Origin of the sequence: Actinosynnema sp. NPDC050436, assembly GCF_040655415.1 — a bacterium.
Taxonomy (GTDB): Bacteria; Actinomycetota; Actinomycetes; order Mycobacteriales; family Pseudonocardiaceae; genus Actinosynnema.
Genome location: NZ_JBFAJV010000013.1, coordinates 210,310 through 226,115, shown reverse-complemented (window position 1 = coordinate 226,115; position 15,806 = coordinate 210,310). Strand labels below are relative to the sequence as shown.

The following is a 15,806-nucleotide window of genomic DNA, read 5'->3' as shown; positions in this document are numbered from 1 at the left end:
CGACTGCACCGACACCGGGAACTCGCTGCCCACACCCACCGACCCGACCATCAGCTGGCGGGTCTTGCGCCGTTCGGACAGCACGGGAGGCGGCAATGCCGGAATCCCGAGCATCACGCCGTCACTCATGAACAAACACCTCTCACTGTCGCGGTGATCACTGGAGCCGGATGGGGTTCACGATGTCCGCGGTCACCGTCAGCAGCGTCACCGCGCCGCCGACGAAGATCACGAAGTAGGTCAGCGGCAGCAGCCGCAGGTAGTTGACCGGCGCGCCCGCGGGCATCCCGCGCAGCTTCCGGATCCAGTTTCGCACCCGTTCGTACAGGTTGACGGCGATGTGACCACCGTCAAGCGGCAGCAGGGGCAGGAGGTTGAACACACCGACGAAGAAGTTCAGGCCGGCCAGCATCAGCCAGAAGAACGGCCACAGGCCGTGCTCGACGGCCTCGCCGCCCAGCCGCGACGCGCCGACCACGCTGACCGGGGACTCCAGGTCGCGCTCACCGCCGCCGATGGCCTTGACCACGGCCGGGATCTTCTCCGGGAACTTCAGCAGCCCGTGCCAGGTGTTGACGAACATGTCGCCGGTGAACGAGAAGGCCGCGCCCACGCCGGTCACCGCGTTGTACTCGAACTCCCGCTGGTGCACGACGCCGATCGCGCCGATCTCGCGGGTGTAGGTCGAGCCGTCGGCCCGTTTGAACTTCCGGTCGACCCGGGCGACGTCCGTGGTCAGGGTCAGCGTCTCGTCGCCGCGCCGGACGGTGAAGTCCGTCGTGCCGGACCGGTTCTGGGTGGCCTTGAGCACGTCGGTCCAGGTGGGCGTGGTCACCCCGCCCACGGCGGTGATCTCGTCACCGGCCCGGAACCCGGCCCGGCCGGCCGGCGAGGTGTCGCCCGGCGCGCAGTTCGGCTTGCTCTCGCTCTGCACGCACTGCGCGACCTCCTGCACGACCGCCGTGTTGCGCACGTTCGGCAGCACCAGGAAGACGGCCATCAGGTAGAGGATGACGAAGCCGAGGATGAAGTGCGTGATGGAACCCGCGCTCAGCACGACGACGCGCTTCCACGTCTTCTGCCGGTAGAAGGCGCGCTCGCGGTCCTCGGGGCGCACCTCCTCCAGCGCGGTCATGCCGGTGATCTCGCAGAAGCCGCCGGCCGGGATCGCCTTGAGCCCGTACTCGGTCTCGCCGCGCCGGAACGACCAGATCTTCGGCCCGAACCCGATGAAGTACCGGGTCACCTTCATGCCGAACATCTTCGCCGTGGCCAGGTGGCCCAGCTCGTGCAGCGCGATCGAGATCCCGATCAGCAGGGCGAAGAGCAGGATGCCCAAAAAGAAGACCACGGTTTCAGTCCCTTCCCGACCCCACCGAAGTGGCCACGAGTTCGCGTGCCCGCGTCCGGGCCCAGTGCTCGGCGGCGAGCACCTCGGCGACGTCGGAGGGTTCGCGCGCCCACTCCCCCGCCTCCGCCAGCACCCGCTCCACCGTGTCCACGACGGACGTGAAAGACGTGCCCCCGCCGAGGAACACCGCGACGGCCTCCTCGTTGGCGGCGTTGTAGACGGCGGGCAGGCAGCCCCCGCCGGTGCCCGCCTCCCGGGCCAGCCGGACCGCGGGGAAGACCGAGTCGTCCAGCGGTTCGAAGGTCCAGGCGGTCGGCTCCTCGAAGGTACACGCGGCGGCGGCACCCGCGACGCGCTCCGGCCAGCCCAGGGCCAGCGCGATCGGCAGCCGCATGTCCGGCGGACTGGCCTGGGCCAGCGTCGACCCGTCGGCGAAGGTCACCATCGAGTGAATGACGGACTGGGGGTGCACGACCACGTCGATCCGGGGGTACGGCACGTCGAACAGCAGGTGCGCCTCGATCAGCTCCAGGCCCTTGTTGACCAGGGTCGCCGAGTTCACCGTGATGACCGGGCCCATGGACCAGGTCGGGTGCGCCATCGCCTCGGCGGGCGTCACGCCGGCCAGGTCGGCCCGCGACCGGCCCCGGAACGGCCCGCCGGACGCCGTCAGGACGAGCCGGGCGACCTCGTCGCGCCGCCCGCCGCGCAGGCACTGGGCCAGCGCCGAGTGCTCGGAGTCGACCGGCACGATCTGGCCGGGCCGGGCCGCCTTGAGCACCAGCGGCCCGCCGGCGATCAGCGACTCCTTGTTGGCCAGCGCGAGCGTGGCGCCGGTGGCGAGCGCGTGCAGCGTCGGCTCCAGGCCGATCGAACCGGTGATGCCGTTGAGCACCACGTCGGCGGGCACCGAGTCGACCAGGTCGACCATCGCCGACGGCCCGGCGAACACCTTGGGCAGCGCGAACCCGCCGGACGGGTAGCCGCGCCGCTGCGCCTCGGCGTAGAGCGCCAGGGTCACGTCCTCCACCGCCGTGGCCTTGGCGACGGCCACGGCGGACACCCCGAACTCGACCGCCTGCGCGGCCAGCAGGGCGGGGTCGGAGCCGCCCGAGGCCAGCCCGACCACGGAGAAGCGCTCCCGGTTGGCGGCGACGACGTCGAGGGCCTGGGTGCCGATCGACCCGGTGGACCCGAGGACCAGGACCGTGCGTGGTGTGCTCATCGCGGACCATTCTTCCGGAACCAACCTGATAGCCCGCACAGCGGTACTCAGGTCACAGAACGGTAACGCAGGCGTGGACTCACCCGTCCGTGGGCAACCCCTGATCAAGAGCCGCTACGGATTCCGCTCGTGACGGCCATCAGGAAGGAGACCCCCGTGGGCATCTTGGGCTGGATCGTCCTCGGCCTCATCGCAGGCGCCATCGCCAAGGCCATCATGCCTGGTCGCGACCCCGGCGGCATCATCATCACCATGCTCCTGGGCATCGTCGGCGCCATTGTCGGAGGGTTCATCGGCCAGGCCCTGTTCGGCACGGACATCAACACGTTCTTCAGCCTCAGCACCTGGCTACTGGCCATCCTCGGCTCGCTGGTCGTCCTCGGCATCTACCGCCTGGTGACCGGCAATCGAGCTCGCGCCTAGCGAGTCCCCCCTCTCGCAGCGCGACCAAGCGCCCTCGCCGTCATGACGGCGAGGGCGCTTTTCTGCGTCCCTGGTACCCGGCGGAGGCCGGAACCCCGCAGGTCAGCCCGCCAGGCCGGCGTCCCGGGCGAGCAGCGCCGCCTGCACCCGGTTGGTCAGGCCCAGCTTGGCCAGCAGCCGGCTGACGTAGGTCTTCACGGTCGCCTCGCTCATGTGCAGGCGCTGGCCCACGTCGGCGTTGGACATCCCCAGCCCGAGCAGGGCCAGCACCTCCACCTCGCGCTCGGTCAGCCCGGCGACCTGCCGCACGGCCTCCTGGCGCCGGGGCTGCCCCACCGCCGCGACCATCCCGACCACCCGGCTGGTCACCATCGGCGACAGGTACGCCTCGCCGGAGTGCACCGCCCGGACCGCCCGCAGCAGCTCCTCCGGCGCGGAGTCCTTCAGCAGGAACCCGGCCGCGCCGTCGGACAGGGCGCGCACGATGTTGTCGTCCTCGCCGAACGTGGTGAGCATCACCACGCGCACGGTCGGTGCCACGGCCTTCAGCTCGCGGGCCGCCGCCAGGCCGTCCAGCCGGGGCATCCGGATGTCCAGCACGGCGACGTCGACCCGCCGCTCCAGGGCGACCTGCACCGCTTCGCGCCCGTCCCCGGCCTCCGCGACCAGCTCGATGTCGTCGGCGGTCCCGAGGATGGCCTTGATGCCGGCACGCATCAGGGGTTCGTCGTCGGCGATCAGTACCCGGATCAACTGCTCACGTCTCCTGCTGGTGGGAGTTCTTCTCGACGAGCTTGCCGTCCGCGAAGCAGAACCGCACGACCTTGGTCGCCCGCAGCGAGTACGACTGGTCGTCGGCCACCAGGTACTCGCACACGGCACCGGGCGGCTCCGGCGGCGCGGCAGAGGTGTAGTCGCTGATCAGGGGGTCCGCCCCCTGGGGCAGCCTGGCCCGCACCTCGGCCTCCGGCTGGCCCACCCGGATCGAGTCGTACAGCTCCCGGGGCACGACCCGGGTGACCGGCTGGGACCCGAGCCAGGTGAAGCCGCCGACCACCGCCAGCACGACCACGCCCGCGAGCCCGATCGACCCGACGCCCGCCCACTTGCGGATGCCGGACGGCTTGACCTGCTCCACGGGCTCCTCGTCGGCGGGCTCGTCCCCGGCCGCCGCGGTGTCCTCGTAGGGCAGCACGGCCGCGATCCGGAACCCGCCGGCGGGCAGCTCGCCGACGTGCAGCATCCCGCCCGCGAGCCGCACCCGCTCGCCCAGCCCGATCAGGCCGAACCCGGCGCCCTTCGGCGGCTTGACCCGGGGCGGGTTGTTGCGCACCTCGACCACCAGCGCGTCGGGCTCGTACTTGACCGTCACCTGCACGCTCGCCCCGGCGGCGTGCTTGCTCGCGTTGGTCAGCCCCTCCTGGGCGATCCGGTAGGCGGCGTGGCTGACCTTCGCGGGCAGCGGGCACGGCTGGCCGCCGCGCACCAGGCTGACCCGCACGCCGGCCCGCCGCGCGCCCTCGACCAGCTCGTCGATGGCGTCCACGGTGCGCCGCACCTGGTCCTCTTCGGGCTCGTCGCGCCGCAGCACGCCGATCACCCCGCGCAGCTCCTCCATCGCGGTCAGCGCGGCGGTGCGCAGCACCTGCACCGCCTCCCGCTGGCCCTCGCCCAGCCCGGGGTCCAGCGACAGCGCCCCGGCGTGCACGGAGATCAGGCTCAGCCGGTGCCCGAGGCTGTCGTGCATGTCCTGCGCGATCCGGTTGCGCTCGCGCAGCCGGACCTGGCGGGAGATCATCTTCCGCTCCCGCACCATGGTGCTCTCCCGGTCGTGCAGGGCTGCCACCAGCGCGTTCCGCTGCGCGAGGTACCGGCCGACCAGGAACGGCAGCGCCACCACCATGCCGTACACGGTCAGCATCACCCACGAGCCGAGCGGCCCGGCCACCTGCGGGGCGCCGATGTCCCACGCGAGCATGTGCAGCGCGAGCCCCAGCGCCGCCGTGACCAGCGACCGCTGCCACGGCACGATCCGGTAGCCGCAGCCGTAGGCCAGCATCAGGATGGTGGCGACCCCGCCGTGCTCGATGCTGAAGACCACCCACACCCCGAGCAGCAGCGCGATCGCCGGGAACATCAGCCGCAGCTCGTAGACGCCGATGAAGGCGGCACCGAGGCCGAGCAGCCACCACGGGGACACCGGGTCGCTGGTGGCCAGGAAGCCCGGGTAGACGTCCAGCACGACGATGGCGACGATCGCCACCACCTCGCGGCCGATCCGCCACGGCGTGAGCGCGCGGAAGCGCCCGGCGTGGGTGCGGAAGAACTCGGCCGGTGCCGTCCGGATGTCGGCGACTTCCGGACGCAGTCGCTGCACAACAGACGTCACACGGGACAACGTTAAAGAACCTCCCCGCGCCGAGCGGCGTTCATTGGTCGTCAATCGACTCGACGAAAGTTGACGAACGGGCACGTTTCGCCGCCCACAGCACCCCGGTGAGCAACAATGCGGCGCTCACCGCCACCATCAGCGTGGACAGGGCGACGATCTCCGGCGACACCCCGCGCCTGCTCGCCTGCGCGTACACGAACACGGGCAGGGTCGTGGAGCCGACGCCGGTCAGGTAGCTCGACGTCACCACGTCGTCGAAGGAGAGCAGGAACGCGAACGCCGCGCCGGCGGCGACGGCCGGGGCGACCAGGGGCAGCGTCACGGTCCGGAACGCGACCAGCGGCCCCGCCCCGAGGTCCGCCGCGGCCTCCTCCAGCCGGTGGTCCACCCCCGCGACCCGGGCCCGCACCACGACCACCACGAAGCTCAGCGAGAACGCCACGTGCGCCGCGAGCAGCGCCCCGAAGCCGAGGGGGATGCCGGCGAGCTTCACGCAGAAGCCGAGCAGCGCCACGCCCAGCACCACCTCGGGCACCACCAGCGGCAGGCTCAGCAGCACCGTCCACAGCCCGCGCCCCGGGAACGCGCGCCGCAGCCCGAACGCGGCCAGGGTGCCGATGGCGGTCGAGATCACCGCGCTGACCCCGGCGAGCCGCAACGTCAGCCCCAGCGACTCCAGGACCCGCGAGTCGGCGAACAGCTCCGCGTACCACCGCGTGGACAGCCCGGTGATCCGGCTCAGCGAGCGCGACTCGTTGAACGACACGAGCGCCAACCACAGGATCGGCGCGTACAGGAACAGGAACACCAGCCCGGCGACCGCGCCGAGCACCCACGGCCGCCGGTCCACCGCACGCCTGCCGCCCCTCACAGCACGTCCTCCCCGCGCCGGCCGCGCAGCACGAGCACGACGGCCACCAGCACCAGCAGCAGGACCGCCATCGCCGAACCGAGCGGCCAGTTGTTGCCGCCCCGGAACTGGTCGTCGATCACGCTGCCGAACGTCGACTGGTCCACCCCGCCCAGCAGGCGGGGCGTCACGAAGTCGCCGGCCGAGGGCACCAGCACCAGCAGCGCCCCCGCCAGGACGCCGGGGAACACGCCGGGCAGCACTACCCGCCAGAACGTGGAGACCCGCCCGTGCCCGAGGTCGTAGGACGCCTCCACCTGCCGGTGGTCGAAGCGCTCGCACGCCACGTAGAGCGGCAGCACCATGAACGGCAGGAACCCGTAGGTCAGCCCCAGCACGACGGCGCCGTCGGTGAGCAGGAACCCGCCGGCCCGGTCCAGCCCGACCACCCCGAGCAGCCGGTTGACCAGCCCGTCCTCGTCCAGCAGCGCCTTCCACGCGTAGATCCGCGCCAGGTAGCTCGACCAGAACGGCACCAGCACCGCCGCGAGCAGCGCGGTCCGGTACCGGCCGCCGTGCCGCGCGATGAACCACGCCAGCGGGAACCCCAGCAGCAGGCACAGCGCGGTGGTCGCGCCCGCGTAGGCGAGCGTCCGCCCGAAGATCGGCAGGAACGCCGGGTCCAGGGCCGTCAGGTAGGGCTGCGCGGTCCACGGCAGCACCGCCCTGGCCACCCCGGTGTCGCGGGTGGCGAAGCTGAACTGGACCACCAGCGCGAGCGGCGCGAGCAGGAAGACGCCCAGCCAGAGGCCGGTGGGGAGGAGCAGACCGGTGGCGGTGAGCCACCTGCGCCGGGACTGGAGCACGAGCGCACATGATGCCACTCCCGCGACCGCGCACCACCCCGGCTCGGCGGTGGTCCGGGGCTCCGCGCGGTGCCCGTCGCGACCCACCGGCCGGGCCGGCTCAGCCGGTCTTCACCCGCGTCCACGCGTCCGCGTACCGCGCCTCGACCTCGCCGCCGAGGTCCTTGGTGAACGGCAGCTTCGCCAGCCGCTCCGCCGAGGGGTACACCAGCGGGTCGTCCAGCAGCTCCTTGTCGATCAACGGCTTGGCGGCGGCGTTCGGGCTGCCGTAGCGCACCGCGTTGGCCAGCGCCGCGCCGACCTCGGCTCCCAGGACGTAGTCGATGAACCGGTGCGCGTTGGCCGCGTGCGGCGCGTCCTTCGGGATGCACAGCAGGTCGACGTAGGACAGCCCGCCCTCGGCCGGGATGGCGTAGCCGACGTCCGGGTTCGCGCCGCGCGCCTGGAACGCGTCGCCCGAGTACGACTGGGCCAGCGGCACCTGGCCGCCGGTCAGCGGCTCGATCACGTCGGAGGTGATCTGCCCGATCTTCTTCTTCAGCTCCAGCAGCACCGCGACCGCCTCGTCGAGGTGCCGCGCGTCGGTGGTGTTCGGGTCGTGCCCGGCCTTGAGCAGGCCCAGCGCCAGGCCGTCGCGCGCCTCGTCCAGGATCGTGCTGCGGCCCTGCGCGGCGGCCAGGTCGTAGGCCGAGAAGCCGGTCACGTCCCCGAGCCGGGACTTCGAGTACGCCAGCCCCGTGGTGCCCCAGGCCCACGGCACGGAGTAGGCGTTGCCGGGGTCGTAGTCGGCCTCGGTGAACCGCTGGTCGAGGTTCTTCAGGTTCGGCAGCAGGTCGTGGTCCAGCGGCGAGAGCAGGCCCGAGCGCAGGAACCGGCGCAGGAAGTTGTCGCTGGGCACCACGAGGTCGTAGCCCGCTGCGCCGGACGCGATCTTCGCCTCCATCTCGTCGTTGGTGCTGAAGTTGTCGTAGATGACGTCGATGCCGGCGGCGGTCTTGAAGCCGGACAGCGTGTCCGGCCCGATGTAGTCCGTCCAGTTGTAGAAGTTGAGCTTCGGCTCGTCGCGGTCGTTGGACGCCTTCACCTTCGCGCCGGGCGCGGTGCTCGTGCCGGGCGCTTCGCCGACGCCGCACGCGCCCGTCGCGGCGAGCGCGAAGAACGCCGTCGAGCGCAGCACCGCCCGGCGGGTCACCCGCGCCGAGCCCACGTCCCACAGGCGGGCGATCCGGAGGTTCCGTTCAGTCATCTGCGCTCTCCAACAGCACGGTGAATTCGGGGTCCCAGGCCAGCCGCACGGGCTGGCCCGGCGCACCCGCGTCGTCGATGCGGCGGGTGTTCTGCACGAACGCGACCAGTTCGCCGCCACCGGGCACGTCGACCACGTACTGGGTCGACACCCCGGTGTACACGACGTCGCGCACGGTGCCGTCGAGCGCGCACCAGCCCGCCGGCGGTTCGCCCGCCCGGTCGTACAGGTGCACCTTCTCGGGGCGCACGGTCGCCGCCACGCGCCGCCCGTGCCGCACCGCGCCGTGCAGCGGGGCGCGCAGCCGCGCCACGCCCGGCGCGGACAGCTCCGCCCAGCGACCGTCCACCCCGGACACCTCGGCGTCCAGGATGTTCGAGGTGCCGATGAACCCCGCCACGAACCGGGTCGCCGGGCGCTCGTACACGTCCTCCGGGTAGCCGACCTGCTCCAGCCTGCCGGCGTTCATGACGGCGATCCGGTGCGACAGGACCAGCGCCTCCTCCTGGTCGTGCGTGACGTAGAGGAACGTCGTGCCGACCTCGCGCTGGATGCGCATCAGCTCCATCTGGAGTTCCTTGCGCAGCACGGCGTCCAGCGCACCGAGCGGTTCGTCCAGCAGCAGCAGTTCCGGGCCGGCGGCCAGCGCGCGGGCGATCGCCACCCGCTGCTGCTGACCGCCGGAGAGCTGCGCGGGCCGCCGGGTGGCGAACCGGCTCAGCCGCACCAGTTCCAGGTGCTCGCCGACCACCTCGCGCAGCCGGTCGCCCCGGACGCCCTTGCGCTTCACGCCGTAGGCCACGTTGTCCCACACCGACATGTGCGGGAACAGCGCGTAGGACTGGAAGACCGTGTTGACGTCCCGCCGGTAGGGCGGCACGCCCACCATGTCGACGCCGTCCAACTCGATCCGCCCCGCGTCCGGGTGCTCGAACCCGGCGATCATGCGCAGCAGGGTGGTCTTGCCGCAGCCGGACGGGCCGAGCACGGAGAAGAACTCGCCCTCGTGCACCTGCACCGTGACGTCGTCCACGGCGGTCTGGTCGGAGAACCGCTTGGTCACCCCGTGCAGGCCCACCTCGACGGGCGCGAACGCGTCGGGGGTGGCACCCTCGGCCGGGTGGAAGCCGGGCTGGTCGGTCAACTCGCCGCCTTTCGCTGGACAAACAGCGGGTGAGGGTAGACGCCGGTGCGCTGCCGCGCACCTCACGTCCCGCACGCGCCCGCCGTGTGCGACGATTGCCACCGTTGGTTGAACGTGATCGGGCAGGAAGGTCGTGCGGCTGTGTCTTCGTCCTCGGAACTGGACAAGCGTCCGGCGGTCGACCCCCACGACGAGCCGTCGGCCGAGTGGGGCTGGCACGGCACCTTCCCCAAGGGCATCAAGATCGCCGGCTGGCTGTCCGTGCTGGCCACGTTCTCGCTGCTGATCGGCAACCACCACGGTCGCACCGAGGACATCTGGGTGATCGCGTTCGGCGTCGGCATGGCGCTGCTGCTGATCTGGGACCAGGTGCGCAGCCGCACCTCCTGGCGCAAGCGCTAGCACCCACCGCACCCCGCAGCCCCGTCCGGATTCCGGCGGGGCTGCTTTGACGTGTGCCCGCACCTGCCGGCCTCCCGCGCGCTGGAACTCCCCGACGAGGGGCGTACCCGTTTCCGGGGCGACTGCTCGGGAGAACCGCCGAAGGGCTCCTCACGTCCCACCCTGTGAACGCCGGTTGCGCGCAACCGCGTACGACAGTTGGCTCAGTGTCGCGCAGCGCACCCAACCACTTGCTCTCCGTGAGAGGAATACCGCCATGTCCGTCACGGACGACCTACTGGCCAACAACGCCGCCTACGCCGAGCACTTCTCCGGCCCGCTGCCGCTGCCGCCGTCGAAGCACGTCGCCGTGCTGGCGTGCATGGACGCCCGGCTGGACGTCTACCGCGTGCTCGGCCTCAACGAGGGCGAGGCGCACGTCATCCGCAACGCGGGCGGCGTGGTGACCGAGGACGAGATCCGCTCGCTGGCCATCAGCCAGCGCCTGCTGGGCACTCGGGAGATCATCCTGATCCACCACACGGACTGCGGGATGCTCACCTTCACCGACGACGAGTTCAAGCGGGCGATCCAGGACGAGGTCGGCGTGAAGCCCCCGTGGGCGGCCGAGGCGTTCAAGGACCTGGACGAGGACGTCCGCCAGTCCGTCGGCCGAATCCGGAACAGCCCGTACATCCCGGTGAAGGATTCGATCCGGGGCTTCGTGTTCGACGTCGCCACCGGCAAGCTGGACGAGGTGGTCTGACCCCGCCGCGCCCGTTCACCCGGCGGGGTGAACGGGCGCGGCCGGCGGTCACTGCTCGTTGAGGTGCCAGTGCTGCTTCTCGTTGTCGTCGTCGCAGTCCTCCAGGCGCAGCGGGTTGTCCAGGCCCCGGTACTCGGCGCACGTGCGGAACTCGGTGTTCACCAGCAGCCGCGAGTCGCCCGACCCCCGGCGGGTCCACTTCTGGCCCGGGTCGGTGTCGTCGCAGGGCCGGCCCTTGATCTTGTCGCGGTCGACCGCCGTGGCGCACAGGCCGGTGCCGAGGTTGCGGAAGGTGTCCTCGTCGTAGTCGTACTCCCACACCTGGCGGCCCTCGTGGCGGTACTCGCCGGCGGTGACGGGCCGGGTGTCGAACGACGACTGCGTCCACACGTCCTCGGAGCCGTTCGCGCTCTCGATCACGAACACCTTCGAGTCGGCACTCGCCGCCGGGGCGAGCCCCACGGTCGAGACGAGTGCGAACGCGGCGGCGATCAGGGTGGCCCGACTCTTCATGACGCCTCTTCCTCAGCAATCGCGCGGGCGGCGGCACCGCCCGTCCGGGTGGACCGGCCCACCGCCGCAGTGGTGGCGCGGCGACGTGGCCCTGCGAGCCAGTACAGACCGGGCCGCGCGAGCAGCGGAACCCGAAGCCCTCGAAGGAGGAGCTTGAGCACACGTGCGGGTATTCCGAGGAGCCGCACGTCACGTGCGGTGCGCGTCGGTGTCACCTGATCGAACGAGGTGACACCCTCTTGAAGGCGAGTGCGCGCCGGCGGCTGATCAGCCCTCGGCGGCGAGCTGGCCGCACGCGGCGGCGATCTCCTGGCCGCGCGTGTCGCGGACCGTGCACGCCACGCCCTGCTCGTTGACCCGGCGCACGAACTCGCGCTCGACCGGCTTGGGCGAGGCGTCCCACTTCGACCCCGGAGTCGGGTTCAGCGGGATCACGTTCACGTGCACCAACTGGCCCAGGTGCCGGCGCAGCAGCTTGCCCAGCAGGTCCGCGCGCCACGGCTGGTCGTTGATGTCGCGGATCAGGGCGTACTCGATCGACACCCGCCGCCCGGTGCGGTCGGCGTACCCCCGCGCGGCCTCCAGCACCTCGGCGACGTTCCAGCGGGTGTTCACCGGCACCAGCGTGTCGCGCAGCTCGTCGTCCGGGGTGTGCAGCGACACGGCCAGCCGGACCTGCAGGCCCTCCTCGGTCATCTTCCGGATCGCCGGCACCAGGCCGACCGTGGACACCGTCACCGACCGCTGGGAGATGCCCAGCCCGGCCGGGGCGGGGTCGCAGATCCGGTGCACCGCCTCGATCACCCGCTTGTAGTTCGCCAGCGGCTCGCCCATGCCCATGAACACGATGTTGGACAGCCGGCCCGGACCGCCGGGCACCTCACCGTCGCGCATCGCCGCGGCGCCCCGGCGCACCTGGTCCACGATCTCCGCCGTCGACAGGTTGCGGGTCAGCCCGCCCTGGCCGGTCGCGCAGAACGGGCACGCCATCCCGCACCCGGCCTGCGAGGAGATGCACAGCGTCGCCCGGTCCGGGTACCGCATCAGGACCGACTCGACCAGCGTGCCGTCGTGCGCGCGCAGCAGCGTCTTGCGGGTCGCGCCCGCGTCCGCCTCGACGCTGCGCAGCTCCGTCCACAGCGGCGGCATGAGGTCGGCGACCAGCTTCTCCCGCGAGCCGGCCGGGATGTCGGTCATCTCGGCCGGGTCGACGGTCAGCCGGCTGAAGTAGTGGTGGGAGAGCTGGGCAGCGCGGAACGGCTTCTCGCCCAGTGCCGAGACGGCCTCTTTGCGCTGGTCGGCGGAGAGGTCGGCGAGGTGGCGCGGCGGCAGGCCGCGCTTGGGCGCGTCGAAGACGAGGGGGAGTGCAGTCATAGCGCCCTCCAGTGTCCCACGACGGGGCGACTGGAATCACCGTTGCATCGTGATACGTTCCGATATATCGTCGACACGTCACAACAGATCGATGAAGGAGTCAACGACATGAGGTTCCACCACGAGCACCACGGCCGGCACGACCGCCACCAGCGGGAGCGCGGCTTCGGCGATCCGAGGCGCGGGTTCGGCGGCGGCTTCGGCCCGTTCGGGGGTCCTCCCGGACCGCCCGACCCCCGGGGCTTCCACCCGGGCGGGCGCGGGGGCGGCGGCCGGCAGCGCAAGGGCAACGTGCGCGCGGCCGTGCTGACCCTGCTGGCCGAACGGCCCATGCACGGCTACGAGATGATCCAGGAGATCGGCGGGCGCACGGACGGCCTGTGGCGGCCCAGCCCCGGCTCCGTCTACCCGACCCTCCAACTGCTCGCCGACGAGGGACTGGTCGCCGCGAGCGAGGAGTCCGGCGGCAAGAAGCTGTTCACGCTCACCGAGGCCGGCCGCGCCGAGGCAGGCAAGCTGGAGGGCGCACCGCCGTGGCAGCAGGTCAACGACGGGATCGACCTCCAGGCGGCGAAGCTGCGCACGGCCTCCCGGCACCTGGGCTCGGCCATGCAGCAGATGGCCCACGCGGGCACGCGGGAGCAGAAGACCCGGGCCGTCGAGGTCCTCAACGAGGCCCGGCGCAAGCTCTACGCCATCCTCGGCGAGCTGGACGTCGAAGAGGACACCGACGAGGAGTGAGCCCCCGGGCGGCCGTGCACCAACGGCCGCCTGGGGTGCCTCAAGGCAGCACGAGGCCGGACGGCTTGCGCCGCGTGTGCAGCCGGTACCCCACCTCGAACGAGAGACCGGACGTCTGCGCGATCGCGCGTTCGGCGACCTTGGCGGAGAACTCGATGCGCAACACCGCCTCCAAGTCGTTGCGCGACTCGAACCGCCACAGCGCGCGCACGCGGCGCAGCGCGAACCCCTGGGCGTGGAAGAACTCCTCCACCTCCGCCGGGTTGTAGCGGGGTTCGTCGGCGCACAACCACGGGCCGTAAGGCGCGGCCGTGCCGTCGAGGTCGAGCACCGCCAGGGTCCCACCGGGCCGCAGCACGCGGTCCGCCTCGCGCAACCCCGGCTCACACCCCGGGCCGAAGAAGTAAGCCGTGCGCGCGTGCACCAGGTCCGCGCTGCCGTCCGGCAGCGGCAACCGCTGCGCCGGTCCGGCGACCACCGACGCGTTGGGCAGGTCGGCGACCCGCGCCCGCGCCCGTCGCACCAGCGGCGGGTGGGGCTCGACGCCGACCACCCGCCCGGCACGTCGGGCGAACTCCGGCAGGTGGAACCCGTCACCGCAGCCGACGTCCACCACGTCCCGCCCGGTCCAGTCGCACTCCTCGGCGAGCGCCCGCCACAGCGCACCGCCGACGTCCTGCGCGCGGTTCTCCACCTCGTAGACGTCCGGCCACTGCCAGATGTTGGGGCTGGGCAGCACGTCGGCAGGGCGGACGGCGGCGAGCGCGGCGCGGACGAATCCCTTCACGAAACAACTCTAGAGCCGTACCGTGATCATTCCCCCGGCGTGCAGGAGGTATTGCGGTGTCGATTGTCCCGAATTCTCCCGCGCTGGCCGAAATGCACCACGGCGCGCCCTGCTGGGTCGAGCTGCCGACCGTGGACCAGCAGGCCGCGTTCGACTTCTACACCGGGCTGTTCGGCTGGACCTACGCCGACGTGGCCGGCCGGACGGTCGCCGTGGTCGACGGCCTGCCGGTGGCCGAGCTGCTCCCGGCCGACGGCGGCTTCGGGTGGACGCTCTACCTGAACACCCCGCACGCGCGCGCGACGGCGGAGAAGGCTTACGCGCTGGGCGGTCACGTCCTGCGCGAACCGGACGACGTCACCACGCTGATCGCGGACCCGACCGGCGGCGTGGTCGGCTTCCGGCACGTGCCGCAGGACTGGCTGTTCGGCGCGGACGGGCACGGCGCGTACGCGTGGGCGGAGCTGAACACCCGCGACGGCGCGGTCGCCGACGAGTTCTTCCAGGAGCTGTGCGGCTTCGACGTCACCCAGATCGGCGACGGGACCGCCGTCGACTACACGATCTGGGCGGTGCAGGGCGAAACCGTGCTGGGCCGCCAGCGGATGGGCAGCGCGTTCCCGCCCGAGACCCCGGCGCACTGGATGGTCTACTTCACCGCCGACCCGGAGATCGGCGCGGACTCCGTCGCGTCCCGGGTGCTGGAGCTGGGCGGGCGGATCACCGTCGAGCCGTACGACAGCCCGTTCGGCCGGATCACCGTGGTCGCCGACCACACGGGCGCGGCGTTCTCGGTGATCGACCCGACGCGCGTCACCCCGCTGTCGGAGGAGGAGACCGGAGCGCCCGTGGACGACCCGTACGACGACTGAGCCGTCAGGGCACGAACGCGTGCAGCAGCAGCCAGGAGACCACGGCGGACGGCAGGAGCGAGTCCATCCGGTCCATCAGGCCGCCGTGGCCGGGCAGCAGCGTCCCCATGTCCTTGAGCCCGAGGTCCCGCTTGATCAGCGACTCCACCAGGTCGCCGGTGGTGGCGGTGACCACCAGCGTCGCGCCGAACAGCACGCCGTGCCACCAGGCGCCGCCGAGCATCAGGCCGACCGTGAGCGCACCGCCCACCATGCCCGCCACCAGCGAGCCCGCGAAGCCCTCCCAGGACTTCTTCGGGCTGATCGTCGGCGCCATCGGGTGCTTGCCGAAGAACACGCCCGCCGCGTACCCGCCGGTGTCCGACAGGACCACGCCGATCAGGAACGCGAGCACCCGGAACACGCCGTCGTCGGGGACCACGAGCATCACCGCGAAGGAAGCGAACACGGCGACGTAGACGACCGTGAAGACGGACGCCGTGACGTCCCTCAGGTAGCCGTCCGCGCCGTCCTTGAGCCGCCAGATCAGGCACACCAGGACCGTCACCGCGAACGCGGTGAGCACCCCGTCCAGGCCGAACGGCCAGGCCAGCCACACCACCGCCTGGCCGCCGACCAGCACCGGGACCAGCGCGACCTTGATGTCGCCGCCCCGCCTCAGCGCACCGGACAGCTCGTAGACCGACACCGCGACCGCGACCGCGACGATGCCGACGAACGTCTGGCGCACCGTGAACAGGGCGAACAGGATGACCGCGCCCAGACCGACACCGACGGCGATGGCCGCCCGGAGGTCCCGACCGGCACGTGACGCGCTCTTCCCGGCCGCGCCCTGCCCACCGCCGCCTGACACCTGTGCTCCTATCACGACCGTC

At 71.9% G+C, this 15,806-nt stretch carries 17 protein-coding genes and 1 pseudogene; 5 read left to right on the top strand and 13 right to left on the bottom strand.

Annotated elements, in window-relative coordinates; genetic code table 11:
- The 3 genes and pseudogenes from AB0I60_RS28665 to dxr all read right to left on the bottom strand — a co-directional run.
- A pseudogene (locus tag AB0I60_RS28665) lies at positions 1-129 on the bottom strand (4-hydroxy-3-methylbut-2-en-1-yl diphosphate synthase); the annotation flags it as partial.
- Positions 130-157: 28 nt separating this feature from the next.
- On the bottom strand, positions 158-1,351 hold the full coding sequence (locus AB0I60_RS28660) for a site-2 protease family protein (protein ID WP_360735024.1): 1,194 nt from the start codon (positions 1,349-1,351) through the stop codon (positions 158-160).
- 4 nt (positions 1,352-1,355) lie between these two features.
- A complete protein-coding gene (dxr, locus tag AB0I60_RS28655) occupies positions 1,356-2,576 on the bottom strand; it encodes a 1-deoxy-D-xylulose-5-phosphate reductoisomerase (RefSeq protein WP_360735022.1) in 1,221 nt (406 codons plus the stop codon).
- Positions 2,577-2,732: 156 nt separating this feature from the next.
- Between dxr and AB0I60_RS28650 the strand changes: the two genes are divergently transcribed.
- A complete protein-coding gene (locus AB0I60_RS28650; protein ID WP_360735020.1) occupies positions 2,733-2,999 on the top strand; it encodes a GlsB/YeaQ/YmgE family stress response membrane protein in 267 nt (88 codons plus the stop codon).
- Between the two features lie 102 nt (positions 3,000-3,101).
- Here the strand turns inward: AB0I60_RS28650 and AB0I60_RS28645 are convergent, their stop codons facing one another.
- The 6 genes from AB0I60_RS28645 to AB0I60_RS28620 all read right to left on the bottom strand — a co-directional run bounded on the left by AB0I60_RS28645 (position 3,102) and on the right by AB0I60_RS28620 (position 9,497).
- Entirely contained in the window at positions 3,102-3,752 is a 651-nt protein-coding gene (locus AB0I60_RS28645; RefSeq protein WP_360735018.1) for a response regulator transcription factor, read from the bottom strand.
- 4 nt (positions 3,753-3,756) lie between these two features.
- A complete protein-coding gene (locus AB0I60_RS28640; RefSeq protein WP_360735016.1) occupies positions 3,757-5,388 on the bottom strand; it encodes a sensor histidine kinase in 1,632 nt (543 codons plus the stop codon).
- A gap of 40 nt (positions 5,389-5,428) precedes the next feature.
- Positions 5,429-6,262, bottom strand: coding sequence for an ABC transporter permease (locus AB0I60_RS28635; RefSeq protein ID WP_360735014.1), 834 nt, complete (start codon positions 6,260-6,262; stop codon positions 5,429-5,431).
- On the bottom strand, positions 6,259-7,107 hold the full coding sequence (locus AB0I60_RS28630; RefSeq protein ID WP_360735012.1) for an ABC transporter permease: 849 nt from the start codon (positions 7,105-7,107) through the stop codon (positions 6,259-6,261). The genes AB0I60_RS28635 and AB0I60_RS28630 overlap by 4 nt, the downstream gene beginning before the upstream one ends.
- Positions 7,108-7,207: 100 nt before the next feature.
- Entirely contained in the window at positions 7,208-8,353 is a 1,146-nt protein-coding gene (locus tag AB0I60_RS28625; RefSeq protein ID WP_360735010.1) for a spermidine/putrescine ABC transporter substrate-binding protein, read from the bottom strand.
- A complete protein-coding gene (locus AB0I60_RS28620; protein ID WP_360735008.1) occupies positions 8,346-9,497 on the bottom strand; it encodes an ABC transporter ATP-binding protein in 1,152 nt (383 codons plus the stop codon). Before AB0I60_RS28620 ends, AB0I60_RS28625 begins: the two co-directional genes overlap by 8 nt.
- A gap of 141 nt (positions 9,498-9,638) precedes the next feature.
- Between AB0I60_RS28620 and AB0I60_RS28615 the strand changes: the two genes are divergently transcribed.
- Together AB0I60_RS28615 and AB0I60_RS28610 are read left to right on the top strand one after the other, a co-directional pair.
- On the top strand, positions 9,639-9,899 hold the full coding sequence (locus tag AB0I60_RS28615) for a DUF2631 domain-containing protein (protein WP_360735006.1): 261 nt from the start codon (positions 9,639-9,641) through the stop codon (positions 9,897-9,899).
- A gap of 256 nt (positions 9,900-10,155) precedes the next feature.
- Positions 10,156-10,644, top strand: coding sequence for a carbonic anhydrase (locus AB0I60_RS28610; protein ID WP_360735004.1), 489 nt, complete (start codon positions 10,156-10,158; stop codon positions 10,642-10,644).
- A 48-nt stretch (positions 10,645-10,692) separates the two neighbouring features.
- On the opposite strand, the gene AB0I60_RS28605 is transcribed toward AB0I60_RS28610, so the two are convergent.
- Together AB0I60_RS28605 and rlmN are read right to left on the bottom strand one after the other, a co-directional pair.
- Positions 10,693-11,157, bottom strand: a complete 465-nt coding sequence (locus AB0I60_RS28605; RefSeq protein ID WP_360735002.1) for a ricin-type beta-trefoil lectin domain protein — start codon at positions 11,155-11,157, stop codon at positions 10,693-10,695.
- A gap of 267 nt (positions 11,158-11,424) precedes the next feature.
- Positions 11,425-12,531: a 23S rRNA (adenine(2503)-C(2))-methyltransferase RlmN gene (gene rlmN / locus AB0I60_RS28600; RefSeq protein ID WP_360735000.1), complete on the bottom strand. Its 1,107-nt coding sequence runs from the start codon at positions 12,529-12,531 to the stop codon at positions 11,425-11,427.
- 108 nt (positions 12,532-12,639) lie between these two features.
- On the opposite strand from rlmN, the gene AB0I60_RS28595 reads away from it, so the two are divergent.
- Positions 12,640-13,272, top strand: coding sequence for a PadR family transcriptional regulator (locus tag AB0I60_RS28595; RefSeq protein WP_360734998.1), 633 nt, complete (start codon positions 12,640-12,642; stop codon positions 13,270-13,272).
- Between the two features lie 40 nt (positions 13,273-13,312).
- Here the strand turns inward: AB0I60_RS28595 and AB0I60_RS28590 are convergent, their stop codons facing one another.
- Complete coding sequence (locus AB0I60_RS28590) at positions 13,313-14,059, bottom strand: class I SAM-dependent methyltransferase (protein ID WP_360734996.1); 747 nt, start codon at positions 14,057-14,059, stop codon at positions 13,313-13,315.
- Between the two features lie 56 nt (positions 14,060-14,115).
- On the opposite strand from AB0I60_RS28590, the gene AB0I60_RS28585 reads away from it, so the two are divergent.
- Entirely contained in the window at positions 14,116-14,931 is an 816-nt protein-coding gene (locus tag AB0I60_RS28585) for a VOC family protein (protein WP_360734994.1), read from the top strand.
- A 4-nt stretch (positions 14,932-14,935) separates the two neighbouring features.
- Here the strand turns inward: AB0I60_RS28585 and AB0I60_RS28580 are convergent, their stop codons facing one another.
- A complete protein-coding gene (locus AB0I60_RS28580) occupies positions 14,936-15,784 on the bottom strand; it encodes a phosphatidate cytidylyltransferase (protein WP_360734991.1) in 849 nt (282 codons plus the stop codon).
- Positions 15,785-15,806 lie beyond the last annotated feature (22 nt).

Excerpts from the sequence above, each read along its gene's own strand:
- dxr (WP_360735022.1), bottom strand. The coding sequence starts at position 2,576 with ATGAGCACACCACGCACGGTCCTGGTCCTCGGGTCCACCGGGTCGATC.
- AB0I60_RS28595 (WP_360734998.1), top strand. The coding sequence starts at position 12,640 with ATGAGGTTCCACCACGAGCACCACGGCCGGCACGACCGCCACCAGCGG.
- rlmN (WP_360735000.1), bottom strand. The coding sequence starts at position 12,531 with ATGACTGCACTCCCCCTCGTCTTCGACGCGCCCAAGCGCGGCCTGCCG.
- AB0I60_RS28605 (WP_360735002.1), bottom strand. The coding sequence starts at position 11,157 with ATGAAGAGTCGGGCCACCCTGATCGCCGCCGCGTTCGCACTCGTCTCG.
- AB0I60_RS28610 (WP_360735004.1), top strand. The coding sequence starts at position 10,156 with ATGTCCGTCACGGACGACCTACTGGCCAACAACGCCGCCTACGCCGAG.
- AB0I60_RS28625 (WP_360735010.1), bottom strand. The coding sequence starts at position 8,353 with ATGACTGAACGGAACCTCCGGATCGCCCGCCTGTGGGACGTGGGCTCG.